At 34.2% G+C, this 13,746-nt stretch carries 14 protein-coding genes and 1 pseudogene; 11 read left to right on the forward strand and 4 right to left on the reverse strand.

Annotated elements, in window-relative coordinates:
• Positions 1-1,101 precede the first annotated feature (1,101 nt).
• Entirely contained in the window at positions 1,102-1,281 is a 180-nt protein-coding gene (locus H9636_RS16400) for a YvrJ family protein (RefSeq protein WP_191708654.1), read from the forward strand.
• Positions 1,282-1,466: 185 nt separating this feature from the next.
• On the opposite strand, the gene H9636_RS16405 is transcribed toward H9636_RS16400, so the two are convergent.
• On the reverse strand, positions 1,467-1,787 hold the full coding sequence (locus H9636_RS16405; protein ID WP_191706468.1) for a general stress protein: 321 nt from the start codon (positions 1,785-1,787) through the stop codon (positions 1,467-1,469).
• A 686-nt stretch (positions 1,788-2,473) separates the two neighbouring features.
• Between H9636_RS16405 and H9636_RS16410 the strand changes: the two genes are divergently transcribed.
• The 6 genes from H9636_RS16410 (at position 2,474) to H9636_RS16435 (ending at position 6,618) form a co-directional block, all read left to right on the forward strand.
• Complete coding sequence (locus H9636_RS16410; RefSeq protein ID WP_191708655.1) at positions 2,474-3,343, forward strand: GNAT family N-acetyltransferase; 870 nt, start codon at positions 2,474-2,476, stop codon at positions 3,341-3,343.
• A gap of 345 nt (positions 3,344-3,688) precedes the next feature.
• Complete coding sequence (locus tag H9636_RS16415; RefSeq protein ID WP_191708656.1) at positions 3,689-4,126, forward strand: hypothetical protein; 438 nt, start codon at positions 3,689-3,691, stop codon at positions 4,124-4,126.
• Positions 4,127-4,360: 234 nt separating this feature from the next.
• Positions 4,361-4,855 carry a DinB family protein gene (locus H9636_RS16420; RefSeq protein ID WP_191708658.1) on the forward strand — a complete coding sequence of 165 codons (495 nt, stop codon included), beginning with the start codon at positions 4,361-4,363 and terminating at the stop codon, positions 4,853-4,855.
• A gap of 158 nt (positions 4,856-5,013) precedes the next feature.
• The gene (locus tag H9636_RS16425; protein ID WP_225230299.1) at positions 5,014-5,694 is read left to right on the forward strand and encodes a GNAT family N-acetyltransferase; all 681 of its coding nucleotides are present in this window, start codon (positions 5,014-5,016) and stop codon (positions 5,692-5,694) included.
• Positions 5,695-5,935: 241 nt separating this feature from the next.
• Complete coding sequence (locus tag H9636_RS16430; RefSeq protein ID WP_191708662.1) at positions 5,936-6,157, forward strand: hypothetical protein; 222 nt, start codon at positions 5,936-5,938, stop codon at positions 6,155-6,157.
• Between the two features lie 185 nt (positions 6,158-6,342).
• Entirely contained in the window at positions 6,343-6,618 is a 276-nt protein-coding gene (locus tag H9636_RS16435; RefSeq protein ID WP_191708663.1) for a hypothetical protein, read from the forward strand.
• Positions 6,619-6,755: 137 nt separating this feature from the next.
• Here H9636_RS16435 and H9636_RS16440 read toward each other — a convergent pair whose 3' ends face one another.
• Positions 6,756-7,265, reverse strand: coding sequence for a DinB family protein (locus tag H9636_RS16440; protein WP_191708664.1), 510 nt, complete (start codon positions 7,263-7,265; stop codon positions 6,756-6,758).
• A gap of 332 nt (positions 7,266-7,597) precedes the next feature.
• On the opposite strand from H9636_RS16440, the gene H9636_RS16445 reads away from it, so the two are divergent.
• Positions 7,598-8,491, forward strand: a complete 894-nt coding sequence (locus tag H9636_RS16445) for an SDR family oxidoreductase (RefSeq protein WP_191708665.1) — start codon at positions 7,598-7,600, stop codon at positions 8,489-8,491.
• Positions 8,492-8,790: 299 nt separating this feature from the next.
• Here the strand turns inward: H9636_RS16445 and H9636_RS16450 are convergent, their stop codons facing one another.
• Both H9636_RS16450 and H9636_RS16455 read right to left on the reverse strand, forming a co-directional pair.
• Positions 8,791-9,204 (reverse strand): MarR family winged helix-turn-helix transcriptional regulator, encoded by a 414-nt coding sequence (locus H9636_RS16450; RefSeq protein WP_191708667.1) that lies wholly within the window; start codon positions 9,202-9,204, stop codon positions 8,791-8,793.
• Between the two features lie 46 nt (positions 9,205-9,250).
• Positions 9,251-10,296: pseudogene (locus tag H9636_RS16455) on the reverse strand (NADH:flavin oxidoreductase/NADH oxidase).
• A gap of 312 nt (positions 10,297-10,608) precedes the next feature.
• Between H9636_RS16455 and H9636_RS16460 the strand changes: the two are divergent.
• From H9636_RS16460 to H9636_RS16465, 3 genes are all read left to right on the forward strand, one after another.
• On the forward strand, positions 10,609-11,604 hold the full coding sequence (locus tag H9636_RS16460) for a zinc-dependent alcohol dehydrogenase family protein (protein ID WP_191708693.1): 996 nt from the start codon (positions 10,609-10,611) through the stop codon (positions 11,602-11,604).
• Positions 11,605-11,780: 176 nt separating this feature from the next.
• Positions 11,781-12,092 (forward strand): hypothetical protein, encoded by a 312-nt coding sequence (locus H9636_RS19150; RefSeq protein WP_318241040.1) that lies wholly within the window; start codon positions 11,781-11,783, stop codon positions 12,090-12,092.
• Between the two features lie 227 nt (positions 12,093-12,319).
• Entirely contained in the window at positions 12,320-13,708 is a 1,389-nt protein-coding gene (locus H9636_RS16465; protein WP_191708668.1) for an aminotransferase-like domain-containing protein, read from the forward strand.
• Positions 13,709-13,746: the final 38 nt, after the last annotated feature.

Genomic DNA, 13,746 nt, shown 5'->3' on the forward strand with positions numbered 1-13,746 from the left:
AAAGCCGGTGAAATTTTACTTTTCGTAAAATTTCACCGGCTTTTTTTATTTAGAGGAGGGTTTTTGTCCCAGCCTCCTTTTAATGATTAATAGTTAATAATAATCAAATATTTTAATTAAATTTTTAAAGTACAAAATAACTATTTATTTAGAAAATTGGGAAATTTGAATACATAAAATGGTATAATTTTTATGAAAATTGAGAAGGAGGTACTTTTTATGGAGTTCGCTAATTTTACACTTAATTTTTTACAAATCTTTGCAATTGTTTTAGTACTGGCTTTAATATCATCATTTTTATTTAAAAATAAAAAAGCGCTAATTTCTGTAATAACAAATTTTATTTTATTAGTGTTTATAAATATTTTCGTAATTTTACAGTTAGATTTTATTCTTGAGAATTTTCCGAAGTATGCCTATGGGATGTTCGCATTATTACTACTTATGTATTTTGTCTTTATAAGAGATTTATATTCATATATAAAATCCAAGCGAACTGAAAGAGAAAACTTTAACTAGTATGGTTGTTACAAAATATAATATTAATCTATCAAAAAAATTAAATAGTGAGCTTCATTTCGAATAACCTCACCTTCACAAGTCAATACAACTTCCAATTTTTTGTAATTCATGGAACTTGAAAATCAAGTTTTACCATGAAGAGTATATGCTGTACCTGGCTCCCTTCTTTATGAATAGAAACACTAAACCATCCCATTTTATAACGCAGCCAAAATCCACCCAATACTAATGCTTTCATTATTAGATAGAAATCGTATAACTTAGCATTGTGATAGAATTAACTTTATATAAGATCGATTTAACTAGGGAATTTTACATGTAAAATTTCTAATAAAAGGTTGTTTAATTTTTGTTTAATTCTTCTATATAACGATCATGTGAGTTGTCCTATATTAAATGAAGCTTTAAATTCACTAACCAATAAGCAAAAAATAAATTATTAAACTAGCTTATTTAAAGGGATTAAGTGATACAGAAATTGCAATTAAATTAAATAAAAGCCAACAAGTTATTTTTAAAACTCATAAAAAGGCATTGAAAAATATACTAAAGCCTATTGAAGAACATAAAAAAGAGTGAATGGTAACATCTGAATGGGTAACTAAAGTAGGGAATTTTGGGTTTCCAATTTCTATCACAATTTATTTATTCATTAGATTTGAAAGAAAGATAGAGAATCTTGAAACAAGTATTAATTATTTATCAGAAGTAATAAAAGGAAATGAAAAGGGATTGATGGTATGCATAATGAATTTGTAACCTTAGTAGAAAGATCTAAGTATGATAATACCGCGTTAAGACTTTTTAATGAATCATTGATAATAAAGATGGATGGTTTTTTATGCTGACTTGCTTGAATGGCTATCTGGAATATAGAGTCCAAGGAAACGAGGAAGACTTGTAAAATGAAAAACAAACCCGGGAATCCAATCCCGGGTTTGTTTTTATTTATTGGCAACTATGACCAATTTACCTGTATCCAGTTCCTTTTCGAGTTGAGCAGCTTCCGATTCACTTAATCCGACAGAAGCTAACTCATTGCGGAGTTCATCTCCACGGGAATTTACCAGGTTTTTCATAGAAGTCAGGAACCCTTGCTCGCCAATCCCAACTTTATCTGTCCCCAGTGCTTCGTTAATATCATCTTCACGTTCTTCATAATGTGCAAAGATGTAAATGTTATCTCGAAGATATCCTTGCGCTTCTAATTTCTCCACTTCTTGTTTCGCCTGTACTACGTTTTCTACAATCAATTTGACTGTCATTATTGATCCCTCCTATATATGTCTACATTCATTCTATTCCACTAAATTAAATGAATTAAACATACGGAGAAAGTCACCTTCTATATGTGGAGAGGTATTATGCTTATTGATCTGCAACAATCGGGCACTTTCCTTGAATAAGGAGAGGGTCTTTCTTCATGAATAGGGGCAGATTGTTGAGGAGTGCTTCAACGTAGGAAGAGTAAAAAAACTCCTTGAATGAAATACATATTTTGGTAGTTATCTATTTTATATCACTATATAATGAATTAAAAGGGGTTTTTGTCATGTTGGTAAATTCCATCATCTATTGGTGGCCGATATTAATTGCAATTGTTTTTATTGTCTTTCAAGCGATGGTGAGTATTAAAAGAAGGGTACTGTGGAGTTTAGTTCTTTCAACACTTTTCACAGGCTTTACACTATTTGCATTCTCCTTTTTTAATCTAGTTGTCATACTAGTATTTATCTGTTTTATATCCTGGGCAATCCCACTTGTTACATATTTTACAAGGTAACTAACCGGGTCTTTAATTAAATAATAAATTTCCACTATCAGGTCAGATCGTTTAGTAAAGAGAACTAATATTTTTTGTTAATGCAATGGATGCTGTGAAGGATTACACTTAAGTTATCAGAAATTAAATACAATATTAAAAGTATTCTACGAAATCGAGGAATTTCTAATGTATACAGACAATAAAACAGTATTAAAATTAGTGGAACTAGATCAAGATGATATATTAGGTTTGATAGAACTTTCTGCATCGGTTGGTTGGGATTATGATGAATATGAAATTAGAACTGTTATGTCATGCGGTAAGATATTCGGTCATAAGAATGCTACGGGGGAAAATGTCTCGAGTGCCGCGATCATAGTTTACGATACCCATTTAGCTTCAATTGGAATGGTTATTGTAAATAAAGAGTACAGAGGATTAGGCTTAGGTAAAAAAGTTACTCAGAAATGTATAGACAGTGTCTCAAAAGATACTTCAATAATGTTAATTTCAACTGAAGATGGGAAACCCCTGTATGAAAACTTGGGTTTTATTACTGTCGACTTAATACAAAAGTTTTTATGTGATCGTTATATTCACACTGAAAGGTTTAATAATCAAGATATTACAATAGAGGAATACAGTGAAATTGATTTTAACGCACTCGTTGAATTAGATTCGAGTGCATTTGGTGATAAGAGAAGAAGGTTTCTTCTTAACAGAATAAAGCAATCGAAACAATGTTTAGTTGTTAAAAATCAAAAAGGCAAGATTATTGGGTTTGGACTATCCATCTTAGGACCAGTAAATCTAATATTAGGACCTATTGTAGCACCAAATCCCCAAACGGCAGCTATGATCATCGATAGGTTAGCTCTTCATCATGAAGGAAAGTTTAGGATTGATGTGCCATCGGGTAAGAACGAGTTCATATCTTTCTTGCAAAAAAGTGGATTTGTAAAAGTTAGTGAACCGCCTCTTATGATAAAAAACTCTCTTAAAATGCCAAATAGGAATAAGGAGTTATTTGCTATCGCTGCCCAAATTTTTGGGTAGGTTCTAAAACGCTTTATTGAACTATTAAGTGCTTTAGTTTATTAAAAGTCTTGCACAATCAGGACTTTCCTTGAAGAAGGAAAGTAATATTTCATATAAAAATTAGCCATTTCAACACTTGGTGAATCAGAGACTGTTCTCATAATGACATCATCATGATTAAAAAAATCTTGTTCTTCAGTAATTCGGCTGCATCTACTCAAATAAAAAACTGACTCCCATTAAGAGTTTGTGAAAAAAATATACAGTAATAGATTTAATACAGTTTAATGATAATAGTTATTTTTTGGTAAAATGAATTAAACGTTTTTCAAAGTACTTATAGTGATATATGGGAGAAGAAGTATGAAAAAAGTTTATATTTTGATATTGTCAGTTATTTGTATATCTGGTTGTAATGTTTTACCTTCTTTTGATACGTTTGAACCTATAGAAGGCAAAATTGTTAGCGATAATAAAGAATATACAATGGTAATAGGAGATTTCGAGTGGGTTGAATGGGATTTTGAAGCAAATAAAACAAGCAATTTAGATAAAAAAGGGTTAGCGGATGAATTTAATACGTTAGAGTTGGAGAAAGGTACAAAATTAAAAATTGAAATGGATGAAAGCCCTCTTTCGTTAGAAATAAATGAGGAAAGCGAAGATGGGGTCGTTAAATCTATAGATATTAGAGAAAATGAAATCACCCTACCTACAAATGAGGGCTATTATATTTATGAAGTAAAGGCAAAATGGAATGAAGGGAATATCACGTATGTCTTTGATGTAAATATTAAATAATAAAAAGGATTACAGTTTTCTCTTCAGGAATTATTGGCAGAGTATAAACAAAAAAATCGCGTACTTTCCTTAAAGAAGGAAAGTATTTTTTTCATTAAAGGGTCAGCTTGTGAACTAAGGAAGGGAATCAGATGGTTCACCTCGAAATGATAGTAATGTCAGATTAACTTACCGAAAAGGAAGATTTAAGCAAAGGGATTATCGATTTTCGGGATAAAATTGGGGGAATAGAAAATGGATGTAAGGACACTTTTGTTACAGCAATGGGCAAGTTGCTTAGATAAAGAAGACTGGTTTCCACCACTTGAAAAAGTGCTAGAGAATGTCACTTTTGAACAAGCACTTTGGAAACCAGCTGATGGGACAATGAATTCCATTTGGGAATTAGTTTGTCATTTACTGTTCTATGAAAAGAGATATCTCATGCGATTTCTTGGTGAAACAGCGAATGAACCAAAGGCAGAAGATAATGACTCTACATTTCGATTGCCAACTGAGACGTTAGAAAATTGGGAGGAAACCAAACAAGAATTCTTTTATGTTCATCGTGAACTTGAAAAAATACTAGCAACATCAGAACAAGAAGATTTGTATAGGCAGGTCCCAGGAGAGGATCATTCATTAGTGCTTGAACTAAAGAGTTTAGCAATGCATAACGCATATCATATTGGACAAATTGTATTCCTAAGTAAAATGCAAGGAGCTTGGGCAAGGAAACGCAGCTTTTAAAATACTTTATTCGTTTTACAGTTATTTCACTTTAGGGCACAATTCTATAGTAGAATTGTGCCTTTTTTTTGGAAAGCAATAAGAACTAACGAGTCCGATTATTAAATCATTATGGCTTTAACAAAAATTATTAGAGAGTAATAAAGTTGGTTGGGGGAATGTATTTGTTATCTGATTTTGAATTGATGAGACATCATGTGAAGGTGTTATTTAAACACAATATTGAAAATAGAATAACAGTCGTAAATGAACCACCATATGATGTTGCACCATTAATTTTCATTGGTGCTACCAAAGAGGGCAGTGTAGTAAGGTATTCAAATTCATTAAATGCGGACATTGTAGAGAAGTTAGAACATGTTACTAGGACAAATCCAACTGATTTAGGAAAAGTTATAAAGGTTTTAAGTATAGATTATGAATTGAATGATTTATCTTTTGGCCCAGCATATGTGTTTCCAGATGTTCGGGGAAGGTCTATTAGAAAAGCAATTAAAGTAACATATGAAAACAAAGATCTTCTTAAGCCCCATTTCCCATATACTTATGAGGATTTTGATGATAAGCAACCTTGTTTTGTTATTGTTGAAGATAACATAGTTGTTTCAATTTGTTGTAGTGCGAGGAAGACCTTAATAGCAGACGAAGCAAGTGTGTATACACATGAAGATTACCGTGGAAAATCCTATGGCATAGATGTTACAAATGCTTGGGCTGCAGAGGTGCAAAAACAAGGGCGAATCGCACTTTATAGCACTTCGTGGGAAAATTTTGCATCCCAATCTTTAGCAAGGAAACTACAATTGGTCCAGTATGGAACAGATATTCAAATGAGTTGATGTAAAAACAGGACTCGTTATTCAACTAACGAGTGCGATTGCTGAATATAAGCTTCATGAAACAAAATGGAGCATATTCAATTGGGACAAATAAAGATGACAACATTTAAAAAATCTTGATATTATCAAGTATTAAAGAAGAAATGTACTTCAAGTTTTGTTAAACGAAACAGAAACTTTTCCCTGTCTAGGAACGTATTTGAATATAAGAAATAATACCAAATGGAATGAGGGTTGAGATATGAAAGAGCGGAAAAAAGGAAAAGGGCAGATCATAATCATTGTTATAATGATTTTACTCATGGTAGCGTCTTTCGTTTCCATGTTCCAAGGTTATTACCTTGCTGCATTTGTTTTCTTCGGCATTTTGTTGGCAATCATGAGTTTCATTGGTTCCCGTGCTGCAATTGATAATAGAGTTTACCTTCATACAAAAAATCATCATAATAATACTAGATGGTAATTAGGCTTCGGAAAAAACTTTTAAGTGGTGGTATTCTGATTAAATTGCAAAGGCTTTAGTTAACAACAATACTCAACAACAGGCACAATTCTTGAATAGAATTGTGCTTTTTTCAGCAGTCGGGCCAGATAGTAGAACAGGAAAATTGCTTTTATTTGAAGAATTATATAGAGAGGGGGATTTAGATGGAGAATAATGCTTTGATGTATACAATTCTTTTTTTAGGACACTTAATAAGCGCTAGTTTAGCATTAGCTATTATTACTTCTATCATTGTGAATAGCAGAAAAAAAGGAATTTTATTTTTAACAATCTACCTATTACTAAATTTATACTCACTAACGATTGTATTTAAAATCTCAACATTAATGGGGATTAGTATGTTGATGATATACATTGGCTTAGGTGTATTAACATACTTTGTTATTAAAAGGAAACTTTCAAAAGGTACTGCCATTTAGATTATTCAACTATAGGAAATTATGTAAAAATTGGGGATGGCGTGTGGAAAATGCGGATTTACAACGCTCAGGAAGTTTCAATATGAAAAAACCTAATTTCTCATTATTAAACGAGAAATTAGGTTTTTTCATTAATATTATAAGTATTTATCACTAATTATTTTCAAATGGTGTAACTCGTGCCCGGCAATGCCATATGCAAAGGTACTTAAGGAAACTGGCTTGTTCATTACAATTCCATTACGTTCCCACGCTTCCTCATTAATAGTTGAAATAAGACTTAACGTGTTGGAGCGTACCGTGTCTAAACCAGATAGTAGTTGCTCCCAAGATAATTTGTTGAAGTTTGCCGCAGAAACATATTGATCCTGATCCATTGCTGGGAGTGGTGCACTTTCATTTCGTGCAATGGCAAGTATTCGATACGACATTACACGTTCCACATCGGCCATATGCCCAATCACTTCTTTTAAAGTCCATTTCCCTGGGGCGTATGCCTTCATTGCTGATTCCTCCGATACGTTGCTCAAGAGGGAAATGGTTTTCGTTCGTTGGTTATTAAGTATTTCTTCAATATCTCCATCTGGCACAAGGCTAACATACCTAGCATACTCTGGATTTTCAATCGATAATGGTCGTGGACGCACAACAATCCTCCTCATCGAAATAGTTAATTATAGTTCTAGGCTTATATTCGACTTTCAGGAAGATATTTCCTTTATTTGATATTCCATTTCATTACCACAAAATAATTGCAAATTAAACAAATTGATTCGCTCGGTACAACTGATTTATGCAGTTAACACAGTAGCTCTTATTAAATAGTGGGTTTGAACAGGGGAAAAAATGTGAAGCTGTTTAAAATAATGATCATAGGGTAAAAAATGTACGAGAGATTAGTTTGTGAAAGTTTGAAAAGTGTGAAGCTTTCACAAACTTATTCTCTAGCTTTAAATATTTACAAGAGGAGATGGTTATTATGAAAAACCCACATCTAACCGATCCACGTAAAAAATTTTATACAGAAAAATTCCCAGATCAAGAGCAGAACACTCCAGCGTTACAGCGTAAAATGAGCCCAAAACCTGACTGCGGAGAAGAGTCATATAAAGGATACAATCGCCTGGAAGGACGCAATGCCTTGATTACCGGTGGCGATTCCGGAATTGGCCGTGCAGCCGCCATTGCCTATGCGCGTGAAGGTGCAAATGTGGCTATCCAATTCTTCCCTGGTGAAGAAGAAGATGCGAACGAAGTCAAAGAATTAATTGAAAAAGAAGGCAGAAAAGCATTGCTGTTACCGTATGATTTGCGGGAAGATGGCACAGCGACAGAGATTGTGACAAAAACGGTGGAAGCTTTTGGCGGATTGGATACGCTCGTATTGAATGCTGCACAACAAATCGCACAGCCAACCTTAAGTGATTTAACAATCAAACAAGTGCATGATACATTCAAAGTAAACATTATCAGTATGTTTGAGACCGTAAAAGCTGCTGAAGAGCATCTGGAACCAGGAAGTGCGATTATTACTACCACTTCGGTTCAATCTTTCAATCCATCCGCATCTTTAATGGATTATGCTGCTACAAAAGGTGCCATCAGCAATTTTACGATAAACCTTTCCTCGTACTTTGCTTCTAAAGGGGTTCGTGTCAATGGGGTTGCGCCTGGACCAATTTGGACACCGTTACAATTGGATAACGGACAATTGGAAGGGAAAATTCCTGAGTTTGGCCAAAACACTCCTCTTGGCCGTGCGGGACAGCCGGTAGAGCTTGCGCCGGTATATGTTCTTCTAGCCTCTGATGAAGGGAGTTATATTACAGGTCAGATTTATGGGGTGACAGGTGGCGAACCAATCAGCTTGTAATCTTATATATGAGTCAAATAAAAGCGCACCTCACTCGTAACAGATAATGGAAAAAACGATAATAAGCCTACTACAGTTAATTTTATTTATATCCCATTGTAGTGGGATCTCCAACAAGCGAGCGTTGTCTGTAATAAGAATTAGCGCTCGCTTTCATTATTGAATTCGTTAGCTAATTCTATTGTGGGGCAATTCCTATAGATTGATATACAGTACCTGATAATTTCAGCAACATCTTTGAAAAAAATGCATTACCAAGTTAACTTCATAGAAGAAACTTAGTAATGCATTACAGGATTTTATTCAGCAAATAATCTTATGTTTTTAATATCTTTTTCTGAGAGCGACTGATGTAAGATCCGATTAACCTCATTTAAAATGTCAACAATATGCTGTTGGCCACTTGGAGTTAGTACAACATAAACACTACGCTTATCCTCAACATAACATGCTCGTTCCACTGGATGAAGATCATGTTGTTCAAGTCTTGAAACCAAACGGGATAAAGCACTTTGGCTAAGACCAATCATATTCTGAAGCTGCAGTAACCGGAGTTTCTTTTCGCTGTTTTCATTGAGAAACATCATTAAATAAAACTCATTCAAACATAAATGGTATTTTTGTTGAAGAAAATAATCTAATGAGTGTGTAATTCGATTATGGAATTTGGAAAAATTTACCCAAGTATGGATTAATTGGTCAGGTTGATTCATAGCCATCGCCTTTCAAAAAGTACTGTCCCAATTATATCATTCCCTATTATCGAATTCCTCTACTATATTGAGATGGGGGATTGACACTCCCTGTTATTTCCTTAATCGCATGTATACTCCAATATGGATCATTTAACATTCCTCTAGCAACGGCAATTAAATCGGCATCATGATTTGATAAGGTTGCCTCTGCTACTTGTGGATTATCTAACATGCCAACCGCTATGACTGGGATTCCTAGTTTCTCTTTGAAAGCTCGGGCAAATGGTACTTGATAACCAGGATAATTCCCAGGCTTTAACGTGCCAGGAACGCCTTCACCTCCAGAGGAGACGTGGAAAATATCTACACCCGCTTCCTTGAACTTCTCTGCAATACGAAGTGAATGTTCCAACCCATATCCTCCGTCGATATATTCAATAGCAGACATTCGCATAATTAGTGGCATATCCTCTGGCATGACCGATTTCACTGAGCGAATAACCTCTACACCGAATTTTGATAAATCCTCACCATATTCATCTTTCCGATTATTAATACTAGGGGACATGAACTGATGAAGAAGATATCCATGTGCTCCATGAAGTTCGATTGTATCAAAGCCCGCTTCAACTGCTCTTCTTGCAGCATTCCTAAACTGCTCAATTGTTTGTTCAATTTCCTGAATGGTTAAAGCACGTGGTTGTTTAAGTCCACCATATTTTGTTTCCTCAGGTAAAGCGTCACCTTGTATAGCAGTGGTGCAACAGGTTGGATTGCATCTTCGGCCTTTCTACCAGCATGAGCTATTTGTATCCCAATTTTCGAACCATACTTATGAACCTCGGATACAATACGCTTATATGCAGGAATCTGAGCATCATCCCATAATCCTAAATCTTGATTCGTAATTCTTCCTTCAGGGGTTACACCCGTCATTTCCATAATAATTAATCCTGTACCGCCAATTGCTCTAGATACATAATGAACAAAATGCCAATCGTTCGGTATTCCATCTTCTTTATCTACAGAATATTGGCACATGGGTGCCATGACAATTCGATTTTTAAGTTGTAATCCTTTAAGTTTAAAAGGTGAATCAATTGTTTTCATTATTAGTATTCCTCCTAAAAAAAATGTATGCACATGCATATAAATAGTATAGATTAATTATTAAACAATACAATTGATAATTGTTAATTTCTTTAATAATTTTTAAATACATTTTTCCTATTTATTTATTTATTTTGTTACATTTCACAAAAAATAATAAGAGACAAATATTGTTATTTCATTAAAGGGCATTATTTCAGAAGGTTTGCGTCAATTAAATTTAAAGTCTATTAAATCGAATAAGTAATGCGAAAGGGGGGGAATCGAAGGTGATATAATTAATTAAATTTACTTTGTTTAAGGAGACGAATGATTTTGAACGGCAAAAGTATTAAATTTTACGAATTTGGCAGTCCTCAAGATGTGCTGAAGGTTGAATATAAAGCTATTGAACTACCAAAAAATAATGAAGTTCTTGTACGTATGCTAGCTCGCCCGATAAATCCTTCTGACCTAATACCAATTAGGGGGTCATATGCCCACAGAATTTCTTTACCAAATATTCCGGGTTATGAAGGAGTAGGTATTATAGAAGAAGTCGGTCCTTTCGTTTCGAAAAATCTTATTGGTCAACGTGTATTACCTTTACGTGGGGAAGGAACGTGGCAAGAATTTGTTAAAACTTCAGTAGAATATGCAGTTTGCATACCTGATACGATTGATGATTTTACGGCAGCACAGATGTATATAAATCCAATTACTGCATGGGTAGTTTGTTCGGAAGTATTAAAATTAAGACCGAATGATGTTTTATTGGTTAATGCGTGCGGATCAGCTATTGGACATATTTTTGCTCAGTTATCTAAAATTTTAGGTTTTCAATTGATTGCAGTGACGAGAAATAGTAACTATACAGAAGATTTACTTCATCTCGGTGCTACGTATGTAATAGACTCTTCTAAATTTCCACTCCACGAAACAGTTAAGGAATTAACAAATGGAAAAGGTGCAGATGCTGCTATTGATTCAATAGGGGGTTCATCTGGAAATGACTTGGCCTTTTGTGTTCGCCCTAATGGAAACTTTTTAACTATTGGTCTTTTATCAGGGGTACAAGTAAACTGGGGCGATATTGTCAATAAAGCCAAATTGAATGCTAATATGTTTCATTTGCGGCATTGGAATAATAAAGTAACGACAGATAGATGGCAGGAAACATTTAATAATGTCATAAGGCTAGTAGCTGATAAAAAATTACGTTTGAAGATGGTAGATTCTCAATACGACTTATCAAACGTAAAAAAAGCAGTCGAAGTTGTTGAATCGTCTAACAGCGCTAAAGGAAAAGTATTTCTAACAAGTTATTAAGTTAATCCTTTTTCAAGTAGAGGGTACTAATTTTTTAAGTACTAATTTTTTCAGCGCCAGTTTGTTGAATAATACAGTTTAATGAAATACGCTTTGTCTTTAGTTTTGAAACCTTTCCCATAATTTACCGTTAACTATTGTTAAACAATAATAAAATAAAGAAAGAGGGATTAGATATCATTGGTTTCCTTAACATTGGCAGTCTCTTACTTGGACTAATCGCTTGGATACTTCCTATAATTAATCTCATGCGAAATGAAAAACCGGAAAACAAGAATTGGGTCGTCCTTTCCGTTATCAGCCTCAGTGCCTGTGCTATTTCACTTAGTTTTCAAATTTTCTATAATTATCATTTAGTAAAAATTGAGGATTGGTCAGCACTAATGGACACAACACGTGCAGTAGTGATAGCCACAGTAGTTCTCCTTGTTTTTACATTGATATTAAATGGACTTACTTTAATTGTATATCGACAGAACAAAAAGTAGGTTACTACAGTTTTCTAGGCTTTTTATGGATTTAGGTATTTTTATCAAACCTTACATCATAAAGACAATCTTTGAAATCATGGATGATTAGTTCAAAAAGTATAATTGGTGTTAGCCTTAGTTATAGATGGCTACTCAGATATTCACTGATAGTCATAAAGAAAAAGAGAATTTTATTCAATATATAAATGGTAAAATCAAATTTTTTGTAAAAAGGAATGCATATTATGCCAATTAATTCATTTGAAAACTATCCGATGAGCTGGAAGCCTTCGATAGATAAAACTGAAAAGCCTATATATCAAGCACTTGCAAGGCAATTGGAGAATGACATACTTAACGGAGTTTTGTTACCAGGAACAAAACTTCCACCACAAAGAGAATTGGCTGATTATTTGGATTTAAATCTGAGTACCATTTCAAAAGCTTTTAAAGTATGTGAATTAAAGGGCTTGTTAAGCGCTTCAGTTGGAAGTGGGACGTTTGTATCGTATGATGCGTTATCGAATGCCTATTTACTTGAAGATACAAAGCCGCAACATTTAATTGAAATGGGAGCAACACTCCCAGATAACGCTTCCTACGAGCCATTGTTAATCCAACTTAAAAGTATGCTGCAAGAGACAGATTACGAAAAATGGTTTGGATATGGTCGGACAGGCGAAAGTGTTTGGCAAAAGAATGCAGCTATAAAGTTACTCCGAAGAGGTGGATTTGAAACAACCGTTGAACACATTTTATTTGCAAATGGAGCTCAAAATGCGATTGCTGCTACACTAGCAAGTCTTTGTAAGCCCGGTGAACGCATTGGTGTTGACCAGCATACCTATCCCGGCTTAAAAACTGTTGCAGCAATGCTTAATGTACAAATCGTACCGATAAAGTCAGAGAACGATGAAATGAGCCCAACTTCTTTTGAATATGCATGTAAAAATGAAAATATTAAAGGCATATACTTGATGCCAGATTATCATAATCCGACAGCTTCCTTAATGTCGGTCGAGAATCGGAGGAAGATTGCTAGCATTGCCAAAAAGTATAATCAGTTCATTATTGAGGATGGATCTTATCATCTTCTTAATAAAAATCCACTGCCAGCAGTTGCGTCATTCGCACCAGAACAGGTTATCTATATTGCAGGTTTATCTAAAGCATTAGCACCAGGATTACGACTAGCCTATGTAGCTGTCCCTAGTCAATATAAAGAGCCAATTTCAAAAGCACTTTATAATTTAAATATAACTGTTTCCCCGTTATTAGCGGAATTGACAGCACGTTTGATTGTATCCAACCAATTTGAAGTGTTAATTGAGGGTCATCGAAAACAGACCATTCATAGAAACCAAATCGTAGATCGATATTTGAGTGACTATAAGTGTTTAGGTGTTGAAACGGGTATTTTTCGTTGGTTGCTATTACCAGGTAACATTACTGGTAGAGAATTTGAAACGTTAGCTGAGCAGGAGGGTGTACAAGTATATGCGGCAGAACGTTTTGTAGTTGGAAATAGTTGTCCCGAACGGGCAGTGAGAATCTCTGTTTGCGCACCTAATACAACTCAAGAGCTTGAACAAGGATTGATTATCCTTAAACGTTTATTAAAGGGTCTTACTTAATATTGTTTGCCATACAATTGTAATATTGTATGGTTTTT

This window comes from Ureibacillus galli, from assembly GCF_014836845.1.
Classification (GTDB): domain Bacteria; phylum Bacillota; class Bacilli; order Bacillales_A; family Planococcaceae; genus Ureibacillus; species Ureibacillus galli.

Bases quoted from the DNA above. Each gene is read 5' to 3' on its own strand.
- H9636_RS16400 (WP_191708654.1), top strand. From the start codon at position 1,102: ATGGTAACATCTGAATGGGTAACTAAAGTAGGGAATTTTGGGTTTCCA.
- H9636_RS16405 (WP_191706468.1), bottom strand. From the start codon at position 1,787: ATGACAGTCAAATTGATTGTAGAAAACGTAGTACAGGCGAAACAAGAA.
- H9636_RS16410 (WP_191708655.1), top strand. From the start codon at position 2,474: ATGTATACAGACAATAAAACAGTATTAAAATTAGTGGAACTAGATCAA.
- H9636_RS16415 (WP_191708656.1), top strand. From the start codon at position 3,689: ATGAAAAAAGTTTATATTTTGATATTGTCAGTTATTTGTATATCTGGT.
- H9636_RS16420 (WP_191708658.1), top strand. From the start codon at position 4,361: ATGGATGTAAGGACACTTTTGTTACAGCAATGGGCAAGTTGCTTAGAT.
- H9636_RS16425 (WP_225230299.1), top strand. From the start codon at position 5,014: ATGTATTTGTTATCTGATTTTGAATTGATGAGACATCATGTGAAGGTG.
- H9636_RS16430 (WP_191708662.1), top strand. From the start codon at position 5,936: ATGAAAGAGCGGAAAAAAGGAAAAGGGCAGATCATAATCATTGTTATA.
- H9636_RS16435 (WP_191708663.1), top strand. From the start codon at position 6,343: ATGGAGAATAATGCTTTGATGTATACAATTCTTTTTTTAGGACACTTA.
- H9636_RS16445 (WP_191708665.1), top strand. From the start codon at position 7,598: ATGAAAAACCCACATCTAACCGATCCACGTAAAAAATTTTATACAGAA.
- H9636_RS16450 (WP_191708667.1), bottom strand. From the start codon at position 9,204: ATGAATCAACCTGACCAATTAATCCATACTTGGGTAAATTTTTCCAAA.
- H9636_RS16465 (WP_191708668.1), top strand. From the start codon at position 12,320: ATGCCAATTAATTCATTTGAAAACTATCCGATGAGCTGGAAGCCTTCG.